Annotated in this window: 20 protein-coding genes; 9 read left to right on the forward strand and 11 right to left on the reverse strand. The window is 44.0% G+C overall.

The genetic code is table 11. The features are described 5' to 3' along the window. Positions 1-37: 37 nt before the first annotated feature. On the reverse strand, positions 38-658 hold the full coding sequence (locus Q8W40_RS02070; RefSeq protein ID WP_305395669.1) for a tRNA-uridine aminocarboxypropyltransferase: 621 nt from the start codon (positions 656-658) through the stop codon (positions 38-40). Here Q8W40_RS02070 and rrtA point away from each other — a divergent pair. Next, positions 647-1219, forward strand: a complete 573-nt coding sequence (rrtA, locus tag Q8W40_RS02075; protein ID WP_305395670.1) for a rhombosortase — start codon at positions 647-649, stop codon at positions 1217-1219. The genes Q8W40_RS02070 and rrtA overlap by 12 nt on opposite strands. Positions 1220-1264: 45 nt before the next feature. Here rrtA and Q8W40_RS02080 read toward each other — a convergent pair whose 3' ends face one another. The 7 genes from Q8W40_RS02080 to tig form a co-directional block, all read right to left on the reverse strand. Next, positions 1265-1585 carry a ComEA family DNA-binding protein gene (locus Q8W40_RS02080; RefSeq protein ID WP_305395671.1) on the reverse strand — a complete coding sequence of 107 codons (321 nt, stop codon included), beginning with the start codon at positions 1583-1585 and terminating at the stop codon, positions 1265-1267. Between the two features lie 124 nt (positions 1586-1709). Further along, positions 1710-3575, reverse strand: a complete 1866-nt coding sequence (gene ppiD / locus Q8W40_RS02085; RefSeq protein WP_305395672.1) for a peptidylprolyl isomerase — start codon at positions 3573-3575, stop codon at positions 1710-1712. A 327-nt stretch (positions 3576-3902) separates the two neighbouring features. Next, entirely contained in the window at positions 3903-4175 is a 273-nt protein-coding gene (locus Q8W40_RS02090; RefSeq protein WP_101113587.1) for an HU family DNA-binding protein, read from the reverse strand. Positions 4176-4369: 194 nt separating this feature from the next. Further along, positions 4370-6721 carry an endopeptidase La gene (gene lon, locus Q8W40_RS02095; RefSeq protein ID WP_305395673.1) on the reverse strand — a complete coding sequence of 784 codons (2352 nt, stop codon included), beginning with the start codon at positions 6719-6721 and terminating at the stop codon, positions 4370-4372. 113 nt (positions 6722-6834) lie between these two features. Further along, positions 6835-8115: an ATP-dependent protease ATP-binding subunit ClpX gene (clpX, locus tag Q8W40_RS02100; protein ID WP_101113585.1), complete on the reverse strand. Its 1281-nt coding sequence runs from the start codon at positions 8113-8115 to the stop codon at positions 6835-6837. A gap of 86 nt (positions 8116-8201) precedes the next feature. Further along, positions 8202-8828, reverse strand: coding sequence for an ATP-dependent Clp endopeptidase proteolytic subunit ClpP (gene clpP / locus Q8W40_RS02105; RefSeq protein ID WP_101113584.1), 627 nt, complete (start codon positions 8826-8828; stop codon positions 8202-8204). A gap of 105 nt (positions 8829-8933) precedes the next feature. Further along, complete coding sequence (tig, locus tag Q8W40_RS02110; RefSeq protein ID WP_305395674.1) at positions 8934-10235, reverse strand: trigger factor; 1302 nt, start codon at positions 10233-10235, stop codon at positions 8934-8936. Between the two features lie 446 nt (positions 10236-10681). Here tig and Q8W40_RS02115 point away from each other — a divergent pair, with 446 nt between their 5' ends. From Q8W40_RS02115 to Q8W40_RS02135, 5 genes are all read left to right on the forward strand, one after another. Beyond that, on the forward strand, positions 10682-12472 hold the full coding sequence (locus Q8W40_RS02115; RefSeq protein WP_305395675.1) for an ATP-binding protein: 1791 nt from the start codon (positions 10682-10684) through the stop codon (positions 12470-12472). Between the two features lie 8 nt (positions 12473-12480). Next, positions 12481-13818 carry a sigma-54-dependent transcriptional regulator gene (locus tag Q8W40_RS02120; protein ID WP_305395676.1) on the forward strand — a complete coding sequence of 446 codons (1338 nt, stop codon included), beginning with the start codon at positions 12481-12483 and terminating at the stop codon, positions 13816-13818. 396 nt (positions 13819-14214) lie between these two features. Then, on the forward strand, positions 14215-15192 hold the full coding sequence (locus Q8W40_RS02125; protein ID WP_305395677.1) for a C4-dicarboxylate TRAP transporter substrate-binding protein: 978 nt from the start codon (positions 14215-14217) through the stop codon (positions 15190-15192). A gap of 73 nt (positions 15193-15265) precedes the next feature. Beyond that, complete coding sequence (locus Q8W40_RS02130) at positions 15266-15763, forward strand: TRAP transporter small permease (protein WP_305395678.1); 498 nt, start codon at positions 15266-15268, stop codon at positions 15761-15763. Further along, a complete protein-coding gene (locus Q8W40_RS02135; RefSeq protein WP_305395857.1) occupies positions 15760-17040 on the forward strand; it encodes a TRAP transporter large permease in 1281 nt (426 codons plus the stop codon). The genes Q8W40_RS02130 and Q8W40_RS02135 overlap by 4 nt, the downstream gene beginning before the upstream one ends. Positions 17041-17067: 27 nt before the next feature. Here the strand turns inward: Q8W40_RS02135 and Q8W40_RS02140 are convergent, their stop codons facing one another. Next, positions 17068-17979 carry a LysR substrate-binding domain-containing protein gene (locus Q8W40_RS02140; RefSeq protein WP_305395679.1) on the reverse strand — a complete coding sequence of 304 codons (912 nt, stop codon included), beginning with the start codon at positions 17977-17979 and terminating at the stop codon, positions 17068-17070. 106 nt (positions 17980-18085) lie between these two features. Here Q8W40_RS02140 and Q8W40_RS02145 point away from each other — a divergent pair, with 106 nt between their 5' ends. From Q8W40_RS02145 to Q8W40_RS02155, 3 genes are all read left to right on the forward strand, one after another. Continuing rightward, positions 18086-18946 carry a pirin family protein gene (locus Q8W40_RS02145; protein WP_305395680.1) on the forward strand — a complete coding sequence of 287 codons (861 nt, stop codon included), beginning with the start codon at positions 18086-18088 and terminating at the stop codon, positions 18944-18946. A 74-nt stretch (positions 18947-19020) separates the two neighbouring features. Next, positions 19021-19548, forward strand: a complete 528-nt coding sequence (locus Q8W40_RS02150; RefSeq protein ID WP_305395681.1) for an NADPH-dependent FMN reductase — start codon at positions 19021-19023, stop codon at positions 19546-19548. A 65-nt stretch (positions 19549-19613) separates the two neighbouring features. Next, on the forward strand, positions 19614-19841 hold the full coding sequence (locus tag Q8W40_RS02155) for a DUF2798 domain-containing protein (protein WP_305395682.1): 228 nt from the start codon (positions 19614-19616) through the stop codon (positions 19839-19841). A gap of 115 nt (positions 19842-19956) precedes the next feature. Here Q8W40_RS02155 and Q8W40_RS02160 read toward each other — a convergent pair whose 3' ends face one another. Then, on the reverse strand, positions 19957-21318 hold the full coding sequence (locus Q8W40_RS02160) for a TRAP transporter large permease (protein ID WP_305395683.1): 1362 nt from the start codon (positions 21316-21318) through the stop codon (positions 19957-19959). 3 nt (positions 21319-21321) lie between these two features. Next, positions 21322-21945, reverse strand: coding sequence for a TRAP transporter small permease (locus Q8W40_RS02165; protein WP_305395684.1), 624 nt, complete (start codon positions 21943-21945; stop codon positions 21322-21324). Between the last annotated feature and the right edge of the window lie 31 nt (positions 21946-21976).

The following is a 21976-nucleotide window of genomic DNA, read 5'->3' on the forward strand; positions in this document are numbered from 1 at the left end:
GTAGAAAAGCGAACTTATCTCGAAAGGTCTACAGACCCTAATAGTTTTGTTCGCGGATATGTGGTGGTATGTGTGTAAACTGCATATCCACCATTTGATTAAAGCTCTCTATCAGAGGGGTAAAATCTCGCGATGCATCTAAGATAGTCAGCAAATGAAAGCCTGCTTCTACTGTAGACAAGCTATTACTTGAAGGCGCCTTTCGAATCCTGTAATTCCCTTCAAGGTCTATAGGTAAAGCGACACTCGTTAAGGAGTGCAAATTTTCACTAAGCTGCCATATTTTATACGCTTTTTTCCACGTTCCATCTATTAATAGCACACGGTGTTTTCTGATTTCGTGATTGTCCAAGTGAGAAACTGGGACACTTTCTTCACTTGGGAACAACACCGAGTGATTATAGCTGTCATCTTGAAGCAAAGTGTTAAGCTCTGTGTGTTCTGAAAAGTTTTCCCCAACTAAAATACGGCATGAATCTAGAGATAAATTCAAAATCCTTGCTGTACCCATCGCACGGTGCACTTCATCAGGATGTTGAAGAATAATGAGTTCTACCTCAGAATGGAGGTTTTGTATGGTATGGCAAATACACATTTTTTTTGCTTTGCCACAATCTTGGCAATATCGGTATGTAGAAGCAGATTGATGATCAGACATAAAGCAGAGCTCGTTCCCGTTGTTACTGTATTCCTCATCGCCATGGTAATTGCAGAGTACCCTGCCTTCCAACCTTGGCTGCCTTGGAATGCTGACTTAATACTAAATGGTCAGTGGTGGCGAATCGTAACAGGAAACTTAACACACACCAATCTCAATCATCTCATGCTTAATGCTGCAAGCTTCGCAGTCATCGCTTTTTTCTTCCGATATACCGCTTCATGGCTTTCTCTGCTCATTGTTGTCCCCCTTATCTCCATACTGATCGGAATTGGATTGTTAGCCAGCGACATGTACCAATATGCGGGTTTCTCTGGCGTACTGCATGGCATTTTTGCGTTCTATGCTATTACGGAAACCATTCAGGGAAGAAAATACAGCAGCTTGCTGATTTTAGGTATCTTGATAAAAGTTGGGTGGGAAACCTGGGTTGGTCCTTCGGCAGACACGGAAGCACTCATTGAAGCGAAAGTGGCAACAGAAGCTCACATCGCAGGAACTATCATCGGGTTAATTCTCGGTAGCCTGCAACCAAAAGGATGGGTAAAAGCGCACGAATAGATGCGAGTTAAGAAATAATCGACCCAACTCGCAGGAATGCATCATCTAAAGCAGAATGCGTTCTTTGTTCTTTTCAACGGTAGATTTACCTATTCCCTTAATTTTTATCAAATCTTCAGCCTTTTCAAACAAACCATTTTCTTGACGAAATTGAATAATATCCTTGGCTTTCTTCTCTCCTATGCCAATCAATAGCGTTTCTAGCTCCTCAGCTGTCGCTGTATTAATGTTTACGGTAATTTCTATACCATCATACTTATCCGCTTTTTGAGTGCTTTTAGATGGCGAAGAGGTGCCCTCTGAGAAAGCAGGGAGAGACACGCATAAAGAAAGAGATGCAATAAGAGCCAGCTTGATGAACTTCATTTTACGTTCCTTGTATAAAAAAACGTATTCTGAACAGACGAAAGTGATTAGAAAACAGTCAATACTAAAAATAGAACAGGCCGCATAGTGCGACCTGTATGATAAACAAATTAGTTACATACTTTTACGGCTGAGTACTCTCAATTACATAGAACTCTACATCAGCGCTTTCACGCAGTGCTTTGCTCAATGCAATAACATCTTGTTCACCGTTAGAACGTACTAACTGCATACCGATTTGTGCAGCAAACGCTGGTTGCTCTTCAGCAGCAACACCAGCTAGCTCAACCACAACGATATTGCCCGAGAAGTCTTTAGACTGTCCGTAAACTTTCTTGCCTTCTTCTGGCTTAGTCAGAGCATATACTGTGTTCGCAAGTGGGTTACCGCGGTTTATGGTTTCTTGCTCGCCAAACGTTAAACCTTCTTGTTCAAGAACACTCGTGTCGTCGTTAGATAGAGTTTCGATAAGCTGGTCCGCAAGTTCAACGGCTTTTTGCTCACCTTTTACAACAGACAATTGCTGCACAACTTGATCTTTCACTTCTTCAAACGGCAATACCGTTTCTTCGCGAACGTCATCAACACGAACCACTACGACATGTTCAGGTGCAATCTCAACAGGAATTGAGTTTTCACCATTTTCTTTCACTTCTACACTGTAGATAGCTTCTTGAACTTCAGGGCTACTTAGAATCTCTGGCGCATTAAATCGAGAAACAAAGTCCGTAGTTTGCACGGTACCTTCAATCAATTCAGCTGATGGTTGTAGCGAATTAGGTGCTTCAAATGCAATGCGCTCTAGGTCACTGTAAAGATCATGGAAGCGGTCAGCGGCTTTTTGATTAACGATGTCTTGCTTGATCTCGTCTTTAACGTCACTTAGCGGTTTTGTTTCAGAAGCTTTCAAGTCATCTAATTTGATGATGTGGTAACCAAAGTCAGATTTAACCAGACCAGTTGTATCACCAACGGCTGTCAAAGCAAACGCTGCTTCTTCAAATGCTGGATCCATCACATCACGTTCAATCCAACCTAAAGAACCGCCAGTTTCAGCACTACCGATATCTTCCGAGCGAGATTTTGCTAGCTCAGAGAATTTAGCGCCCGCGCTCAGCTCATCCAAAATAGCTTGTGCTTTAGCTTCTTCATCACCTTGAACCAGAATATGGCTCACGCTGCGCTGCTCTGCTGTAGAGTATTGATCTATGCTCTCTTGGTAGTAAGCTTCGATGTCTTCTTCAGTAACATCTACATTCGCTTTCAATGCATCACCAGAGAGTTCTAGGTATGAAACTTTAACTTGCTCTGGACGAGTGAATTGAGAGGCATTCGATGAGTAGTATTCTTGAAGCTCTTCATCTGAAGGATTTGCAGATTTTGCAAACTCTTCAACGTTCAGCTCAAGCGTACGAATATCACGAGTTTGAGTAATCAGTTTGGATTGATCAGCAACTTCACCCGGAAGACTAAATTCACTTGCACTTACCGCTTGAAGAAGCTGATTGCGTACTTCACTGCTGCGCATAACTTCACCAAATGATTCCGGCGTATAGCCAGCACGGCGAAGAGAAGACTCATAGATGTCCTGATTGAATTTGCCTTCCAATTGGAATTCTGGCATTTGCAGGATCATACCAAGCACTTGTTCATCGCTGATTCGCAGACCAAGTGACTTAGCGTGATTCTCAAGCAGGATTTCATTCACCATTTTATCTAAAACTGACTGACGCAGTCTTTGAACAAAATCGGGGTCTGAAAGAAGGTTAGCGTATTGCTCACCATATTGCGCTTGAAGCATGTTGCGTTCATTTTGATACGCTTGCTCAAAAGCTCCGCGGCTAATCTCAACACCATCGACTTTAGCAGCAACGTTGCTACCACTACCGATATAGCCACTGACACCAGTGAAGACAAAGGACAAAATAATAAGTCCCAGAATAATTTTAACTGCGATGCTGTTTACGCCTTCGCGCAATCGTTCCATCATAATGTAACAACTCTCCAAAATTGAGCCTGAGCTCTGACTAAGCACTTAAATCTATACAGTAGCGAATCTAATTATCCAGCTCACTGATAAATATGTGTGATTTAGATCTGTAGTCCACAAAAAAGTTCATTAAAGAAATGAGTACATTTTCAATTTTCTAGACCGCAACTTACTCAGAAGGGAGCAGGCATTTCGCTCTATAGCGCTGAATGGTGAAGATGATATCAGAAAAAGAAATGCGCACCACATTGATGCGCATATTTCAGGACTTTTTGGCGTTTTTGAGCGCCATTCCCAGTAATTAACCTTTAGCAGGTCAATTCAAATTTAGTTACACGCGTCTTTAAGCGCTTTACCTGCTTTAAATGCTGGTACTTTTGCTTCCGCGATTTGGATCTCTTCACCAGTCTTAGGGTTACGACCTGTGCGCGCTGCACGAGTACGTACACTGAACGTACCAAAGCCTACCAATGCAACTTGATCGTCAGACTGTAGAGTATCACTCACTGCTTCAATGAATGCGTCTAGGGCACGACCCGCTGATGCTTTAGAAATGTCAGCGTTCTCTGCGATTTTTTCTACTAGTTGTGTTTTATTCACGTGATGTTCCCCTTTAGTACTACCGATTCCAAAATGGCAGTATTCGTTCCGTTAAAAAATTTAGTTATTTTTAAACCACACCTTATGGATAAAGGCGTTGTCCTTGGTGGATAAACTTAGCGTCCAAAAAAAACGCTGACAAGCCTTTTCAAGCAAGTCAGCGTGTTTTGTTTAGTTATTTTTGCTGCACGTCACTATTTTACAGACTCTAGAGTGACTCCAGACGGGTCTTTTTCTAATGCAATCGTTAACACGTCGTCAATCCACTGAACCGGTTTAACCACCAGATCTGCAATAACATTGTCAGGAATCTCTTCCAGATCACGTTCATTGTCTTTAGGAATGACCACTGTTTTAATGCCACCACGGTGAGCAGCGAGCAGTTTTTCTTTTAATCCACCGATTGGAAGCACTTCGCCACGTAGAGTAATTTCACCTGTCATCGCTACGTCCGCTTTCACAGGGTTCCCTGTTAGGCTAGAAACTAGCGCAGTGCACATCGCGATACCGGCACTAGGTCCATCTTTTGGCGTCGCCCCTTCTGGCACGTGCACGTGAATATCACGTTTTTCGTAAAAGTCTGAGTTAATACCCAATCTTTCCGCACGAGAACGAACAACTGTCATCGCAGCTTGGATAGACTCTTGCATCACATCACCAAGAGAACCTGTTTGCGATAGTTTGCCCTTGCCCGGCATAGACTCGGTTTCAATCGTCAACAGATCGCCGCCAACTTCCGTCCAAGCCAACCCAACTACTTGTCCAATGCGGTTGCTGTCGTCTGCTTTACCAAAGTCATGACGTTGTACACCAAGGAAATCTTTAAGATTTTCGATGTTTACGCCTACTTTCTTAAGGTCAGAATCAAGCAGGATATTCTTAACTGCTTTACGACAGATCTTCGAAATCTCGCGCTCTAGGCTACGCACACCCGCTTCACGCGTGTAGTAACGAATAATACCGATGATTGCAGAATCTTCGATTTCAATTTCGTGTTCTTTCAAGCCATTACGTTTGATTTGCTTGCTAACCAAGTGGCGTTTAGCAATGTTCAGCTTTTCATCTTCTGTGTAACCAGACAGACGAATCACTTCCATTCGGTCAAGCAACGGACCTGGAATGTTCATTGAGTTAGACGTCGCAACAAACATGACGTCAGACAAATCGTAGTCCACTTCAAGGTAGTGGTCATTGAATGAGTTGTTTTGCTCTGGATCAAGCACTTCAAGTAACGCTGATGCAGGATCGCCACGCATGTCAGAAGACATCTTGTCGATTTCATCCAACAAGAAGAGTGGGTTTTTCACTTCCACTTTCGACATTTTTTGAATCAATTTACCTGGCATTGATCCGATGTAAGTGCGTCGGTGACCACGGATTTCCGCTTCATCACGAACACCACCCAAAGCCATGCGAACATATTTACGACCTGTAGCAGCCGCAATAGATCGACCAAGTGAGGTTTTACCTACGCCCGGAGGACCAACCAAGCAAAGAATAGGACCTTTAAGCTTGTTGATACGGTTTTGTACCGCCAAGTACTCTAGAATGCGCTCTTTAACGCGCTCTAGACCGTAGTGGTCTTCGTTTAGCACCTCTTCGGCTTTAGACAGATTCTTTTTCACTTTAGAGCGCTTAGCCCAAGGAACACCGACCATCCAGTCGATGTAGCTGCGCACAACCGTTGCTTCGGCCGACATTGGAGACATCATCTTAAGCTTTTGTAGCTCTTGCTCAGTCTTCTCACGCGCTTCTTTAGGCATCTTCGACTCTTCGATCTTAATCTTCAGAGTTTCGAATTCGTCTGGTGCATCATCCATCTCACCAAGCTCTTTCTGAATGGCTTTCATTTGCTCATTCAGGTAGTACTCGCGCTGAGATTTTTCCATTTGCTTCTTAACGCGACCACGAATGCGTTTTTCCACTTGAAGCAAATCAATTTCTGATTCCATTTGCCCCATCAAGAATTCTAGACGTTCATTGACATCTACAATTTCAAGAACTTGCTGCTTATCATTAAGCTTTAGAGGCATGTGAGCTGCGATGGTATCGGCAAGGCGCGCAGCTTCATCAATTCCGTTCAAAGAAGTTAACACTTCAGGTGGAATTTTTTTGTTCAGTTTTATGAAACCTTCAAACTGATTGATAGCGCTTCGAACGACGACTTCTTGCTCACGCTCGTCCAACTCTGGAGTTGGTAAGTATTCAGCGTCTGCTAGGAAAAAGTCATTTTCTTTAAACTGATGAATTTGAGCGCGCTGTTGACCTTCAACCAACACCTTCACAGTGCCATCTGGCAATTTCAATAACTGTAGGATTGTGGCTACGGTACCAATGGAAAACAGGTCATCGATAGACGGCTCATCTGTGTCTGCTTGCTTTTGTGCGACAAGTAGAACTTGTTTGCTGGTGTCCATCGCAGATTCCAGGCAACGGATTGATTTCTCTCGGCCAACAAACAAAGGGATAACCATGTGTGGATATACCACCACATCTCTCAAGGGTAATACGGGGATCTCGATACGCTCGGAACGTTCCAAGTTCATACTATTCTCTCTTCCGTTTCTGCTTATTTGCAGTATATGGGGGCAAATGGCTTAGATTCAACGAGATAATAAAAAAAAGGAGGCAAAAGCCTCCTTTAGTATTTAAAAGTTTTTTATTCCGCGCCAGCGGCCTGATTATCATTGCCTTCATAAATCAACAATGGTTCAGATTCGCCTTGGATAACTGCTTCATCTATAACGACTTTGCTTACATCTTCTGATGATGGCAATTCGTACATTGTTTCGAGAAGAACAGCTTCTAGAATAGAACGAAGACCACGAGCACCTGTCTTCCGATCCATCGCCTTCTTAGCAATGGCTCTTAGTGCATCTTCACGGAATTCCAGCTCTACATCTTCTATGTCGAATAGTGCAGCGTACTGCTTGGTCAACGCATTCTTTGGTTCACAAAGAATTTGGATGAGCGCTTCTTCATCGAGTTCTGTCAGAGTCGTAGTGACTGGTAGACGACCAATGAATTCTGGAATCAAACCGTATTTAACGAGATCTTCTGGTTCAACCTGCATAAATAGTTCGCCCACAGTGCGAGTCTCGTCTTTAGAACGAATCTCTGCACCAAAGCCGATACCCGTACCTGTTGCGGTACGCTGCTCGATGACTTTATCTAAACCAGCGAACGCACCACCACAGATAAACAGAATCTTAGAAGTGTCTACCTGCAAAAACTCTTGTTGAGGGTGCTTTCTTCCACCTTGAGGCGGAACGGAAGCAACGGTACCTTCAACCAGTTTCAATAGCGCTTGCTGAACACCTTCACCCGAAACATCGCGAGTGATTGAAGGGTTCTCTGCCTTACGAGAAATCTTGTCGATTTCGTCGATGTAGACAATACCGCGCTCTGCTTTCGCTACATCGTAATCACATTTCTGCAGAAGCTTCTGAATGATGTTTTCAACGTCTTCACCTACATAGCCAGCTTCCGTCAATGTGGTTGCATCAGCCATAGTGAAAGGAACATCAAGGAAACGAGCCAGGGTTTCAGCCAGCAGTGTTTTACCACTACCTGTTGGACCGATCAGCAAAATATTACTCTTGCCCAGTTCAACGCCTTCACTCGTTGTATCGCCATTACGCAAGCGTTTATAGTGGTTGTATACCGCAACCGCTAGCACTTTCTTTGCGTAATCTTGGCCAATCACATAATCATCAAGGTGTTCGCGAATTTCACGAGGGGTAGGAAGCGCACTCGACTCTTTCTTAGGGAGTACGTCCTTAATTTCTTCGCGAATAATATCGTTACATAAGTCGACGCATTCGTCACAAATGTACACTGATGGACCTGCGATTAGCTTGCGAACTTCGTGCTGGCTTTTGCCGCAGAAAGAGCAATAAAGTAACTTACCGCTACCGCCCTCTTTGCTTTTATCTGTCATTCGCTAACCTCTTAGCCTTAACTGTCTTGTTTTGAGTTTATATCAATTTTCACCAAATTTCGCCTGCATCTTTCGGCGAAACGCAATTACGCTTTATGGTGCGTCAAAACTGAATCAACCAAACCGTATTCTACTGCTTGATCTGCCGACATAAAGTTGTCGCGATCTGTATCACCTTCAATCACTTCAAGAGGCTGACCAGTGTGCTCTGAGAGCAACTTGTTTAGCTTCGATTTAATCGTCAGGATTTCTTGAGCGTGAATTTGAATGTCAGATGCCTGACCTTGGAAACCGCCAAGAGGTTGGTGAATCATTACACGAGAGTTTGGTAATACGTGGCGCTTACCTTCGGCACCACCTGCCAACAGGAATGCCCCCATTGAACACGCTTGACCCATACATACTGTACTCACGTTCGGTTTGATGTACTGCATCGTGTCATAGATAGACATGCCTGCTGTAACACTGCCGCCTGGAGAGTTGATGTATAGGAAGATGTCTTTGTCTGGGTTTTCTGATTCAAGAAACAGCAATTGCGCAACCACAAGGTTCGCCATTTGGTCTTCGACTTGACCAGTAAGAAAAATGATACGCTCTTTAAGCAGACGAGAATAGATATCGTAAGAACGTTCACCACGGGAAGTTTGTTCTACCACCATGGGTACTAGTGCATCAATGATTGGAGACATTGCATTTTTTTCTTGGTAGCTCATATTCTTATATCCCTAAATAAAATGGCCCGGATGATAGACTCATACGGACCATTGTTAGCAGAAGAGTTAAAACAAAGTCAACTTTCTACGCACTGAAACCTGATTTTATGCAGGTTGTTGTGCATTCATAAGCTCGTTGAAGCTTACTTCTTTGTCAGAAACTTTTGCTTTAGCGATGATAGCGTCGATCGCTTGCTCTTCTAACGCAACATTGCGCATGTTGTTCATCATTTGTTCGTTTTGCTCGTAGTAAGCAATAACTTCCGCTGGATCTTCGTAAGCAGTAGCCATCTCTTCAATAATAGCCTTAACTTTCTCGTCGTCAGCTTTTAATTCTTCAGATTTGATAACTTCGCCAAGTAGAAGACCAACAACTACGCGACGTTTTGCTTGCTCTTCAAACAGCTCACGTGGAAGTTGCTCAGCCGCTTCAGGGTTGCCACCGAAACGCTGTGCAGCTTGCTGACGTAGAGTACCGATTTCTTGATCGATAAGTGCAGCTGGCACGTCAATGTCGTTTTCGTTAACTAGACCGTCAAGCGCTTGCTCTTTGATACGGTTCTTAACCGCTTGCTTAAGTTCGCGTTCCATGTTCTTGCGAACTTCAGTCTTAAGACCGTCGATACCGCCTTCAGCACCAAACTTAGAAACGAATTCTTCGTCCAGTTCAGGAAGCTCACGCTCTTCAACTTTGTTCACTTTGATTGCGAACTTCGCTTCTTTACCTTTCAGGTTTTCAGCGTGGTAATCTTCTGGGAAGTTTACGTCGATTTCGAATTCCATGCCCGCAGATTTACCTACGATGCCGTCTTCGAAACCAGGAATCATACGACCAGCACCCATTTCTAGTGGGAAGTTCTCAGCTTTACCGCCTTCAAACTCTTCGCCGTCGATAGAACCAACGAAGTCGATTGTTGCACGAGAGTTTTCTGACGCTGCGCCTTCAACTTCTTTCCAAGATGCTTGCTGCTTGCGAAGCGTTTCGATCATCTCAGCAACGTCGTCTTCTTTCACTTCAACTGCTGGCTTTTCAACAGTGATGTTGTCTAGACCTTTCAGCTCAACTTCTGGGTAAACTTCAAAAGTTGCGTTGAATACTAGGTCTTTACCTTCTTCAGTTTCCACTGGAGCGAAAGTAGGTGCGCCTGCTGGGTTGATTTTTTCTTTCACGATCGCTTCGATGAAGTGACGTTGCATAACCTCACCCATCACATCTTGACGTACTGCTTTGCCGTACATTTGCGCAACCATCTTCAAAGGCACTTTACCTTTACGGAAACCATCGAAACGACGGTTTTTAGCGATGTTGCGTAGTTCAGCTGTTACTGCGTCTTCGATGTTTGCAGCAGGAACGGTAATAGTAAGACGGCGCTCTAGGCCTTCTAGAGTTTCAACAGTAGCTTGCATTATAAATAAACCTCAAAACTGGCTCAGTATTACCTGAGCTTAGGAGCCAGCGCCTTAGCGGTGACTTCATCCTTAAGTTGCATTCTGTCTGAATGCATAAAATGAAATTCGGAGACCCACAAACCATTCAATTCGTAGCTCATGAACTATTCAGTGACCTCTTCCATACTGACTTCGCAGAAAGAACGTCTCCAATTAGCCTCAGGACAGAAATTTTAGACGCGACATTCTAGCGATATGCGTGACGACTGTCGAGCCAAGTCCTGATTTCTCGAATATTTGGCAAAAGTTTTCTGAGAAATGGGGACGATACATGGCTTTTCAAGGGAAATAATCTGTTTTTTTTATGAAAAGATAAAAAAGAGATCCGAGTCTTGTTTTAACACACCAAAGATTTCTCTTTTTTGTTACTTTTACGTTATCAGTTGTTGAAGAAGTTTATCTCTATGATTCTGCGGCGTATTCCAATTATTTTGATGTTCTCCTACGCAGTCTCTAGCTTAATCTTGGGTTTGTGGGGCTGGCGACTGGGTTATCAAAACCAATTTGATCAAGCAAATTTGCACGCCGATCAACTTAGCAATCACTTAGCCACTCAACTCGAAAAATACGCCTATATTCCCCAGCTAATGTCGAAAGACAATGAATTAGTTGATGCGCTTCTTTCGCCTACCAATAGCGCACAACTCGACATCACAAACCGCTATTTAGAAGAAGTTAACAGTGTGGTCGGCGCTGCAGACACGTATTTGCTTAACCGTATCGGTACAACGATTGCCGCGAGCAATTGGCTAAATAAAAAAACTTTTATTGGAAGAAACTTCGCATTTCGTCCTTACTTCCAACAAGCCATTAACGGAGAACGAGGCGAATACTTTGCTCTCGGCAGTACTTCGGGTAGACGCGGTTACTTCTATTCTTATCCAGTCAAACATGCGGGCAGTAACGTGGGCGTTTTAGTGGTGAAGAAAGATTTGTCGACCATAGAAGAAGATTGGACAAGCCAAAACAGTTTTTTCGTTGTAACCGATGCTGACGACATTGTCTTTATGTCCAATCGCGTCAACTGGTGGTATCACAGCCTTTATCCTTTGGAACAAGACAAAATTGCGGAAATAAGAAAAAGCCGCCGCTATTTGGAACGGGATATTTTTGCGCTTTCATTTGTAGGGGATTTCGAGGCACCAGAAACCGAACTCCAATTACAAGGAACCAATGCGTTCTTTAATCAATACTTCAGTTTTAACCAATACCTAAGTGTGGTGCGTCCACTTAAAGGGAGTTCATTAACGGTTCGCGTATTGAGTCCAAAACTAAACCTAGTTTGGAAAGTTTCAGCGTTAATTGCCCTTAATACCTTGTTTTTCATATTATTATATTTGGCGAGTATTATCATTCGCCAACAAAAATCTAAACAGCGACAAATCGAGCGGATTCAAGTGGAATCTAAGCAGAAACTTGAGTTTCAAGTTATGGTGCGCACCGCAGAACTTCAAGAGGAAATAAAAGTCCGAGCAGAAACCGAATCGGCACTTAGGCAAACTCAAGAAGAGTTGATTCAAGCAGCAAAATTGGCCGTGTTAGGGCAAATGTCCACCAGCATCAGCCATGAACTCAATAACCCATTAGCAGCGATTCGCAGCTATGCCGATAACGCCCTGCTATTTTTGGAAAAATCCCGACACGATAAGGTTGACCAGAATCTTCATAGAATTTCTGCGTTAACCGAACGCATGGCGAAGATCAGCCAACAGCTCAAAGCATTCGCAAAAAAAAGTGATGCCAGTGATCGGGTTGTTACTCAGATTTCCCCTGTCATCATTGCCGCTCGGGAGTTGCTAAAACCACAGTTAAAAGACACGCATACCCAATTAGAGTGCAATGGGCTAGAGCAAGCTATCAATGCGAAAATTAACCCCATTCAGCTTGAACAAGTGCTAGTGAATTTATTTACTAATGCCATGCAAGCGATGGAGATGCAGCCACAAAAACACATCCAACTTACGCTGCATGCAACACCCGATCACGTCACAATAGATATTGAAGATACGGGACCTGGTTTTGCAAACGATACGCTCAATCAACTGTTTGAGCCTTTTTATACCACGAAGCAAAATGGCTTGGGATTAGGTTTGTCTATATCTCAGCAAATCATGCAAAGCATGGATGGTGAACTGCAAGCGAGTAATACAGAACACTCGGGTGCCAAGTTCCGGCTTTTGCTGCCCAAAATTTAGGAACGAGTATGTCTCATATACATTTTGTCGATGATGAAGAAGATCTCCGAATCGCAATGGAACAAGCTTTCGAACTTGCTGAAATTCAAGCTACTGGCTTTCCAGATGCGGAATCTGCATTACTCGCATTCGATGATGACAATCCACCATATGTTGTTGTCACCGATATCCGCTTACCCGGCATTAATGGGCAACAGTTATTGAACTCCATCAAAGTGAGAGATGAAAACCTGCCAGTCATTTTAATTACGGGGCACGGTGATATATCAATGGCAGTGCAATCGATGCATGATGGCGCATACGATTTCATCGAAAAACCGTTTTCGAACGATAGGCTTATCGATACGGTAAAACGCGCCATTGAACGCAGAAAACTCACACTGGAAAATCAGAAACTCAAACGCGCATTAAAAGCCAACCAAACTCTTGGCCCAAGAATTATCGGAAATACCAATAGCATCCAAGACCTTCGTGACACCATTACCCATATCGCAGATACCAACGCCGATATTCTACTGTTTGGAGAAACGGGAACAGGAAAAGAGCTGGTCGCACGTTCACTTCATGAACAAAGCAGCCGTAGAGAGCAAAACTTCGTTGCTGTTAACTGTGGAGCTGTACCAGAAAACCTGATTGAAAGTGAGCTCTATGGTCATGAAAAAGGCGCATATACTGGTGCAGATAGCCTTCGAGTCGGTAAATTTGAATACGCCCAAGGTGGTACGCTCTTTTTGGATGAAATTGAATCCATGCCAATGCAAGCCCAAATTCGACTATTGCGCGTACTGCAAGAGAGACAGATCGAAAGGATCGGCTCCAATCAGAGTATTGGGTTAGACATCCGCGTTATTGCCGCGACCAAAACCGACTTGAAAAACGCTGCATCACAAGGCACCTTTCGGCAAGATCTCTACTACCGTTTAAACGTCGTGACTCTGGACTTACCGCCTCTTAGAGAGAGAAAAGAGGACATCCCTGCCCTATTCCATCATTTCTTGCTTGTTGCTGCTGCTCGCTACGGCAAAGCAGCGACCTCATTGCCATCTACCGATTTACAGGCATTACTCGCTCATGACTGGCCAGGCAATGTTCGAGAGCTAAGAAATGCTGCGGAACGGTTCGTTTTGCTTGGAAAATTAAACCAGCTCGGAGAAGCCGCAAAGCCAAAATCGCAGTTAGGGCTGGCAGAACAAGTAGCTGATTTTGAAAAAGCCTTGATAGAACAAGCCTTGTCGTCCCACGACGGCAGTATTAAAGACACCATGTCTGCGCTAAACCTCCCGAGAAAAACCCTGTACGACAAGATGCAGAAATTTGGCATTAACAAAGATAGCTTCAAGAATTAGGATCCGTTGATCTTTCAAGTCCTGTTGAGCCCACCAATTCTATAGGTGGGCGTCAAGTATGAAATAAATCCCTTATTCAATTCACAGTTTCACTGCCAATCATCACACTTTTACTATTCCCCTCGGCATGACTGGTTGTTTTTTAATCACACAAACGATAACGTAAATCCATATATAAAATTTAATTTTATATATGGATTTAATTCAAAACGCATAACAGAGATTCGATCTTGTTCCTTCTGCGACTAGAGAAGCCGTCCACTCGGAAACAGTGAAGTACCAGGGCAAGTCAGTGCCGCCAAATACTCAAGCTGTACCTTATGTAGTGTCTACGCGACACCAAGCGGTTTCTTCCGCTATGCAATTTCAGTTTTCTTCAACAATCAGGAGTAACACATGGAACGTTTTCTCAGATCAATGACGGCTTTGATGATACTGATCTCTACTTCAGTATTCTCTGCCGATTACGAGCTTAAGCTCGCCCACGTCACCTCTAACCAAGAGCCATTGCATCAAGCATTGGAATACTATGCTGCTAACGTCGAAAAACGTTCTGGCGGTAAAATCAAAATCACCATTCACCCTAATGGTGAACTGGGCACCAACTTAGAAGTGTACGAACAGGTCAAATTAGGTCTTCCTGTCATCCAAACTGCCGATCCCGGTTATCTATCCGACTACGCACCCGATTTTGGTGTGCTGAATGGTCCGTATTTGCTGGAAGATCCAAAAGATTTTAAGAAGCTACTGGATTCATCGCTGTACCAATCTATGAAGAGTACGGTTAAGAAGAACGGTAATTTTGAAGTTCTCGCCATGAATTGGTTGTTCGGCGAAAGACACATCATTTCAAACAAAGCGATTCTTTCTCCTTCCGATTTGAAAGGAGTCTCCATGCGAGTTCCGCCTAACGTAATGTGGATTGAAACAGTAAAAGCCATGGGCGCTCGAGCCACGCAGTTGGCTTGGTCTGAAGTCTATACGGGGCTCTCTTCAGGCGTTGTAGATGCAGCCGAAGCACCATTAGGGTCGTTGTACGCAGCCAAGTTATATGAAAGCAAAAAACACGTTTCGCTAACCAGCCACTTTAAAGCCTTCATTGGGCTCGTTATTAATGCGGATTACTTCGCTAACTTACCTCAAGATATTCAAACCATTCTTGCAGAAGAAGCCATCAAAGCAGGCGATTACATGACGGAACTTTCCATAGGCACAACAGAAACTCTGCTCGATAAGCTGCGCTCTGAAGGTGTTACCGTCCATAAAAATGTGGATGCTAAAGCATTCCAAAAAGCCACAGCACCGGTATACGGTAAGTTCCCGAAATGGTCGGAAGGGCTTCATGCCAAAGTCCGTGAAATTTTGGATAACTAGGATTTGCTTAAACGATATGAAGATCTAGGTTTTGAAATGAAGCCATAGGTTCTGGATTGTAAGGAGACAATTCATGGCAGCAAAAAGAGTATCAAAGGTACTTGGTAACATTGAAACCACACTCGCTTTGATTGCCATGAGCCTAGTCTTAGGTTCGGTCGTTTGGGGTGTGGTCACTCGATACATCACAGAGCAACCCGCAACATGGACAACCGAATTGTCAGGCATCGCCTTTACCTGGCTGGTCTTTATGGGGGCATCCGTTTGCTACCGAAAAACGTTGCACATTGGTGTTCCCGTTTTTGTTGATGCACTACCGAAAAACGTTCGCAGAAGATTAGGCTTTGTCACGACCACGCTAATTATGGTGTTTCTGGCGTACAGTTTTTATCTCGCTTCAGTACTGGCTTTCCAGTCATGGAATCGCCCTTCTCCGGTATTACGTCTCCCGTTTTCGTTTGTTTATCTCGCGACATGCTTGTCTTTTCTTTTCATGTTTATCCACGCTGTCTGTCATATTTTCATCAAACCTAAAGAGACCGATTCTGATAATAAAGTGGAGGCGAAATAATGGATTTACTCCCTGTTTTCATCTTGTTTCTGTTATTTGCCGCCAATGTACCTGTGGCCTTCGCTTTGGCTATTGCTGGGCTATCGTTTTTCATGATGACTAATGGCATTCAGCACCAAATCTTCATCCAGCGCTTTGTTGCCGTTACTCACTCTTTCCCTCTTTTGGCTATCCCTTTTTTCATCATGACAGGTGTCATCATGAACCATTCTGGCATTACAGATCGGCTTATGAAGTTAGCGGATAGCCTGACAGGGCATAGAGTTGGAGGGTTAGCGCAAGTGAACATTTTGCTCAGCACACTTATGGGCGGCATGTCCGGCAGTGCCAATGCCGATACCGCCATGCAAAGCAAAATTATGGTTCCGCAAATGAATCAGCGGGGTTATCACACTGCATTCTCGGCGGCAGTCACAGCTTGCTCTTCCATTATTAGCGTCATTATTCCCCCGGGGATTGGGCTAATTCTGTATGGGTACATGGGTGACGTTTCGATTGGCAAGCTATTCTTAGCGGGCGTTATTCCCGGTATTGTGCTGTGTATTGCTTTGATGATCGTCGCGCATCGCATATCTAGAATTCGTCAATACGCCCCTTCTCAACCTCAAAAGTCGTCACTGACTGATCGCTTAATCGCTCTGAGAAATGCTTCGTGGTCGTTAATGGTTCCTATCGGAATAATTGGGGGGATTAGATTTGGTTTCTTTACCCCAACCGAAGCGGGAGCAATTGCGGTGATCTACGCCATAATCGTGGGCTACATTCACCGACAGTTTTCGGTGAAAGCGCTTCCTGCAATTATGAAAGAGACCGTTATCGCAACGTCCACCGTTATGTTCATAATCTGTGCGGCTTCGACGTTCAGTTTTTATCTCTCTTGGGAGAGATTACCTGTTCAGGTTGCCAATGCCATGCTGGCGATAACAGATAATCCCTACTTGTTGCTCCTCATCATCAATCTTTTGTTGGTAGCGGTTGGCATGTTCATAGAGGGAGGCGCGGCTCTGATTATTCTAACGCCTATCTTGGTCCCAATTATCACTAAAGTCGGTATCGACCCTGTTCACTTTGGCATCGTGATGGTACTGAACCTCACCATCGCTGGCGTTACCCCACCTCTGGGCACTTTAATGTTCACAGCTTGCAGCATCAGTAAGGTTTCAGTGAAAGAGTTTGTTAAAGAAGTCCTGCCGTTTCTTGCCATGTTGATAGCAGTGTTACTGCTACTCACTTTTGTACCGCAAATTTCATTGTGGCTTCCAAGCACAATGAACTAGATGTGTAACAGGAAGTTGGGGGAAGTATTACTTAACACCTACAGCTAGAGGCAACTTCTCTCGAATGAACTCAGCAAGTGCGTTCGTGTGGGCAGGCACTCCTAGTCTGGAAGGCATCAATAAACTCAAGCTCGCGGATTGAGAAATCCATTCAGGAAGGATTCGGACAAGGTGCCCTGTCTGTAAGGGCTTTTTACACACATAATCAGGCAAGGCAATGACACCGAGACCTTCTATTGTCGCTTGTTTTAGCGTCGACATATCTTCTGAACACATGACGATGTTGGTATTTTGGTGCGTGCGCAGTCCATCTTTGCGCTGAAGAGGGATGGCATCTTTTCCGTTAGATCGCCCAACTTTGAGTACTCGGCATCGCGCTAAATCGTAGGGGCTTTCAATTTTTCCAATTTCCTCTAAATAGCTTGGTGAGCAATAAAAGGACCATTCTACTTTCGTGATAAATCGTTGAATTAAGCTTGAATCGGGTAGTTCACTACTGTGCCCCCTAATCGCCATATCGATACCTTCAGCAATCAGATCAACGTTTGTATTCGAAACACGCTGCTCAATAAGGACTTGGGGATACAGCTTAGCAAATTCAGTGATGATATCGATAAGCGCAAATTGAGCGACTCCCGTTGAGCAACTTAAAACAACTTTCCCGCTCAGCAGCCCCATTCGGCTTTCCATCGCCGCCTCGGCCAATTCCATGGTGTCGACCAATTTTCGAGCATGCTGATAAAACCCATGGCCTTCATCCGTTACCGTTACGTTACGTGAGGTTCTTTGCAACAGCCTCACTCCTAAACGCTCCTCTAACTGCGTGACATGACGGCTCAACCGAGATTTAGGCATATTTAAATCTCTTGCTGCCGCTGTGTACCCTTTTTTCTCTACTACATGTACAAAATAGAAGTAATCATTCAGATCGACTTTCATTTTATTGTCCTAAATATGGAACGATATGTTCAGATATTAACGGTTTTTTGAGTTAAACCAAATGGATATATTAGTTTCAAGCCAACAAATGGAACGGAAAAGAATTATGACTGCTCTAAAAAACATCAACGCTACTCAACAGATAAAGGTAACAGGCAACGCTCTGAGCGTTGGTAGCGGATTTACCGGCCTAGGGTTTCGACACTCTCAGTTCGAAGGGACTATGGACCCAATCATCATGGTGGATCACTACACAATGACAGTACCGACATTTGGTGCTCACCCTCATGCTGGTATCTCAGCCGTATCGGTCATTTTTGAAGATAGCGAAGGTAAATTTAACAACCGCGACTCTTTGGGTAACGACTTTGATATAGAAGCTGGAGACCTATACTGGCTGAATGCAGGAAGCGGCGCTTTACATGATGAAGCTCCACGCCAAGGCGCTAAAATCCACGGCTTACAGATATTCGTAAATTTACCGGTCAAACTTAAACACCAATCACCTAGCTCTCTGCATATCAAAAAGAAAAATATGCCCACTCTTGAAGGTCAGGGTTATCGCGTAAGGTTAGTTTTGGGTGAAAGTAATGGTCAACGTGTTTCCGAGTCATCCGTTTGGCCTTTCTCAATACTGGATGGATACGCTTCAGAAGATTCAACGTTCACGCACAATATAAAGGAAGACTTTAATGCATGGTTGTACGCGGTAGAGGGTGACTTACAGTACAAAATTGACGGCAAATGGCATGCGCTTGCTCAAGGAGAATCAACCACAATAAGCCAAACAGATCCCATCGAATTGAATGTGCGTGGAACGTCCGAAACTCAAAGCCACTTTACTCTACTGTCAGGCGAAACCATTAATGAAAGCTTCGTACAGCAAGGACCTTTTGCGATGAGCAATCAGCAAGAAATCGATGATGTTACTGCTCGGTATCAAGCTGGGGAACTTGGCTCGTTGTAATTTAAATCGCCGTTATTAACCCTAAATACATCCTAAATCACACCTAATAGCAGAACTAATATTCGAGGATCCACATGAAAGTACTCACTTTAGCCGCAACAAACAGTCGTAATTCAATTAACAAGCAGCTAGTAAAGTTCGCCTCCAGCAAGCTAGTGGATTCCGAAATTGATTTTGTCGACATTAACGATTTTGACTTACCTATCTATAATATTGATCTTGAAGAAGAGTACGGCATTCCGAAAACAGCACACTCGTTTGCAAAACGAATCGAACAGGCTGATGCAGTTCTCATTTCTCTTGCAGAACATAACGGTAACTTTACTGTTGCGTTCAAAAACTTGTTCGATTGGTTAAGTCGCATAGACAGAAATGTCTACCAAGACAAGCCCGTTATTTTTCTAGCAACCTCGCCAGGTCCCAGTGGAGCAAAAAATGTTCTAAAGCTTGCCACTGAAGCAGCACCACATTTTGGAGGTAAGGTTGTAGGTTCACTAAGCATTCCGAGTTTCTATGACAACTTTAATAGCGACAACCAAGTGTTAATCAACCATGAATTGGACAGCAAACTAGAAAGCGTTCTCAAGGTTTGGGCAAAGTAAAACATTTTCACTAGACCAAATTGGAAGCCGTTAACAAAAACATCGATAACAGGGGAGTAAACAAAATGAGCTTAGAACGGAAAGAGTTTTACCTATTCTCAGCCATTATGGCTTTAATCATGTCTGGTGGAATGTCTTTAGCAATGGGGCTACTAACTGTAGATGTTTCACAAGCTATCTCTACTTGGCCGAATACATGGTTCATGTCATTTTGGGTCGCACTGCCATTAAGCATATTCGTTGTTCCAGTAACCCAGAAAATCGTGGATTCTATCTTTAGATCCAAAAAATAAGAAAGAGAAGCAAGCTAAGCCGTTCAAAACAAAAAAAGCCCTGCTGGGGAAAGCAGGGCAAGTGCGTTTTATTGAGCGATAACGGTTGAGTGTAGGGAGTCTCTATGCTTCGCTTCTATTTTGTTATGATTTCAGGTCCCATAAGCGTGGTCGGTAACCAAGTCGACACCCATGGAACATAAGTGACAATCACCAAGAAGAGGAACATCACCGCCACCCAAGGCAAAGCGGCTTTGACCACGTTCATCATCGACATTTTCGCTACCCCTGCCGTCACAAACAAGTTGAGCCCAACGGGTGGAGTAATCATCCCGATTTCCATGTTCACCACCATCATAATGCCAAGGTGGATCGGGTCGATACCCAGCGCAATAGCAATAGGGAAAACCAATGGAGCAACGATGATCAATAAGCCCGAAGGCTCCATAAACTGGCCACCGATAAGCAGCAGGACATTCACAACAATCAGGAAGGTGATTGGACCTAAGCCCGCCGATAGCATTGACTCGGTGATCATCTGAGGAATGCGTTCTTCTGTAAGAACGTGCTTTAAGATCAACGCATTAGCGATGATAAACAGCAACATAATCGTTAGCTTACCCGCATCAAATAACGTGTTCTTTGTGTCTTTGTGAACAAAGGTTTGGAACACTTTCACCACCAACGGCTTAGTGTTTTCTTTATCTGCAAACGGTCCCATGTCTTTGTAGATGAAGTTTGCAATAAGGAAAGAATACACAGCCGCGACGGCTGCTGCTTCCGTTGGAGTAAATACTCCACCGTAAATCCCGCCAAGAATGATCACGATCAGTAGTAAGCCCCAGCTTGCATCTTTCGCTGCCGCAAAGGCTTCTCCCCAACCCACGAAAGGTTGTGCTGGCAGGTTTTTGACTCTTGCCGCAATGTAGATGGCAATCATCAGCATCACCCCAGCAAGCAAGCCAGGAATCACACCACCTAAGAACATACGCCCAACAGAAACATCCGTCGCCGCAGCGTATACAACCATCACGATGGATGGCGGAATGAGGATTCCCAATGTGCCAGCATTACAAATAACACCGGCCGCAAATTCTTTGGAATATCCGTTTTTCACCATTCCTGCAATAACGATACTCCCGATCGCCACCACCGTTGCAGGAGATGAACCAGATAGCGCAGCAAACATCATGCACGCCACGACCGATGCCATGGCTAAACCACCGCGGAACCAACCCACCATCGCAATCGCAAAACGAATGATTCTGCGGGCTACCCCACCCGTAGACATAAAGCTAGAGGCGAGAATAAAAAACGGGATTGCCAGTAAAGTATAATGCCCAGCAAACGCATTAAATAAAGTTTGGGCGACAGACGCCAATGACGCATCGGAATGCAGCAAAAGAAATAGGACACTGGCAAGACCAAGGGAAACCGCAATGGGCACACCAATTAACATGAAGCCTATGACCATAATAAACAGCAATAAAATGTCCATGGCTTAGCTCTCCTTGCTTTCAGATTTCAATGCTTCTAAATCTTCTTCCGCTTCATGGCTGGAAATAAGACGATCTATTTTTCCTGTCGCGATTTGCCACGCGCTTTGAGCAAAGCGAAAGGTCAGTAACGCCATACCAATTGGAAGTGCAGCGTAAGGGATAAAGCGTGGCATTTTTTCGTAGCGCTCGCCTTCATTCATCCAGTCGGATAGGAATTGCAGAATTTCCGGCATAGGAATGTCGTCGGTCTCGTACCATGCGCGCTCAGTCACAAACGGATACCAATAATTCCAAGAACCAATAAACAACAAAATGGAGAAGAGAAGGCACAGCGCAACGGCGACTAGTGCGTACATCTTTCTCCCACTTTCTGGTGCTAGATTAATAATGACATCTACGCCAATGTGAAAATGTTTTTTCACGCCATAAGAAGCGCCGACAAGTACCATCCAGGCAAAGAGAAAAACGGTCAGCTCCAATGCCCATAGGATGTTGTCGTTAAACACATAACGAAATACCACATTGGCAAAGGTAAGTAGGGTCATACTTCCAAGAAACAACGCAATCAGTGTTTCTTCGATTTGATCCGTTACCTTACCGACTCGAGTAAATAAGGACTGTTCCATACAGATACTCCGCTGTATTTGGAAAAAGTAA

The organism is Vibrio penaeicida (genome assembly GCF_030689305.1).
GTDB lineage: Bacteria > Pseudomonadota > Gammaproteobacteria > Enterobacterales > Vibrionaceae > Vibrio > Vibrio penaeicida_B.

Excerpts from the sequence above, each read along its gene's own strand:
- rrtA (WP_305395670.1), top strand. The coding sequence starts at position 647 with ATGATCAGACATAAAGCAGAGCTCGTTCCCGTTGTTACTGTATTCCTC.
- Q8W40_RS02070 (WP_305395669.1), bottom strand. The coding sequence starts at position 658 with ATGTCTGATCATCAATCTGCTTCTACATACCGATATTGCCAAGATTGT.
- Q8W40_RS02080 (WP_305395671.1), bottom strand. The coding sequence starts at position 1,585 with ATGAAGTTCATCAAGCTGGCTCTTATTGCATCTCTTTCTTTATGCGTG.
- ppiD (WP_305395672.1), bottom strand. The coding sequence starts at position 3,575 with ATGATGGAACGATTGCGCGAAGGCGTAAACAGCATCGCAGTTAAAATT.
- lon (WP_305395673.1), bottom strand. The coding sequence starts at position 6,721 with ATGAACTTGGAACGTTCCGAGCGTATCGAGATCCCCGTATTACCCTTG.
- clpX (WP_101113585.1), bottom strand. The coding sequence starts at position 8,115 with ATGACAGATAAAAGCAAAGAGGGCGGTAGCGGTAAGTTACTTTATTGC.
- clpP (WP_101113584.1), bottom strand. The coding sequence starts at position 8,828 with ATGAGCTACCAAGAAAAAAATGCAATGTCTCCAATCATTGATGCACTA.
- tig (WP_305395674.1), bottom strand. The coding sequence starts at position 10,235 with ATGCAAGCTACTGTTGAAACTCTAGAAGGCCTAGAGCGCCGTCTTACT.
- Q8W40_RS02115 (WP_305395675.1), top strand. The coding sequence starts at position 10,682 with ATGATTCTGCGGCGTATTCCAATTATTTTGATGTTCTCCTACGCAGTC.
- Q8W40_RS02120 (WP_305395676.1), top strand. The coding sequence starts at position 12,481 with ATGTCTCATATACATTTTGTCGATGATGAAGAAGATCTCCGAATCGCA.
- Q8W40_RS02125 (WP_305395677.1), top strand. The coding sequence starts at position 14,215 with ATGGAACGTTTTCTCAGATCAATGACGGCTTTGATGATACTGATCTCT.
- Q8W40_RS02130 (WP_305395678.1), top strand. The coding sequence starts at position 15,266 with ATGGCAGCAAAAAGAGTATCAAAGGTACTTGGTAACATTGAAACCACA.
- Q8W40_RS02140 (WP_305395679.1), bottom strand. The coding sequence starts at position 17,979 with ATGAAAGTCGATCTGAATGATTACTTCTATTTTGTACATGTAGTAGAG.
- Q8W40_RS02145 (WP_305395680.1), top strand. The coding sequence starts at position 18,086 with ATGACTGCTCTAAAAAACATCAACGCTACTCAACAGATAAAGGTAACA.
- Q8W40_RS02150 (WP_305395681.1), top strand. The coding sequence starts at position 19,021 with ATGAAAGTACTCACTTTAGCCGCAACAAACAGTCGTAATTCAATTAAC.
- Q8W40_RS02155 (WP_305395682.1), top strand. The coding sequence starts at position 19,614 with ATGAGCTTAGAACGGAAAGAGTTTTACCTATTCTCAGCCATTATGGCT.
- Q8W40_RS02160 (WP_305395683.1), bottom strand. The coding sequence starts at position 21,318 with ATGGACATTTTATTGCTGTTTATTATGGTCATAGGCTTCATGTTAATT.
- Q8W40_RS02165 (WP_305395684.1), bottom strand. The coding sequence starts at position 21,945 with ATGGAACAGTCCTTATTTACTCGAGTCGGTAAGGTAACGGATCAAATC.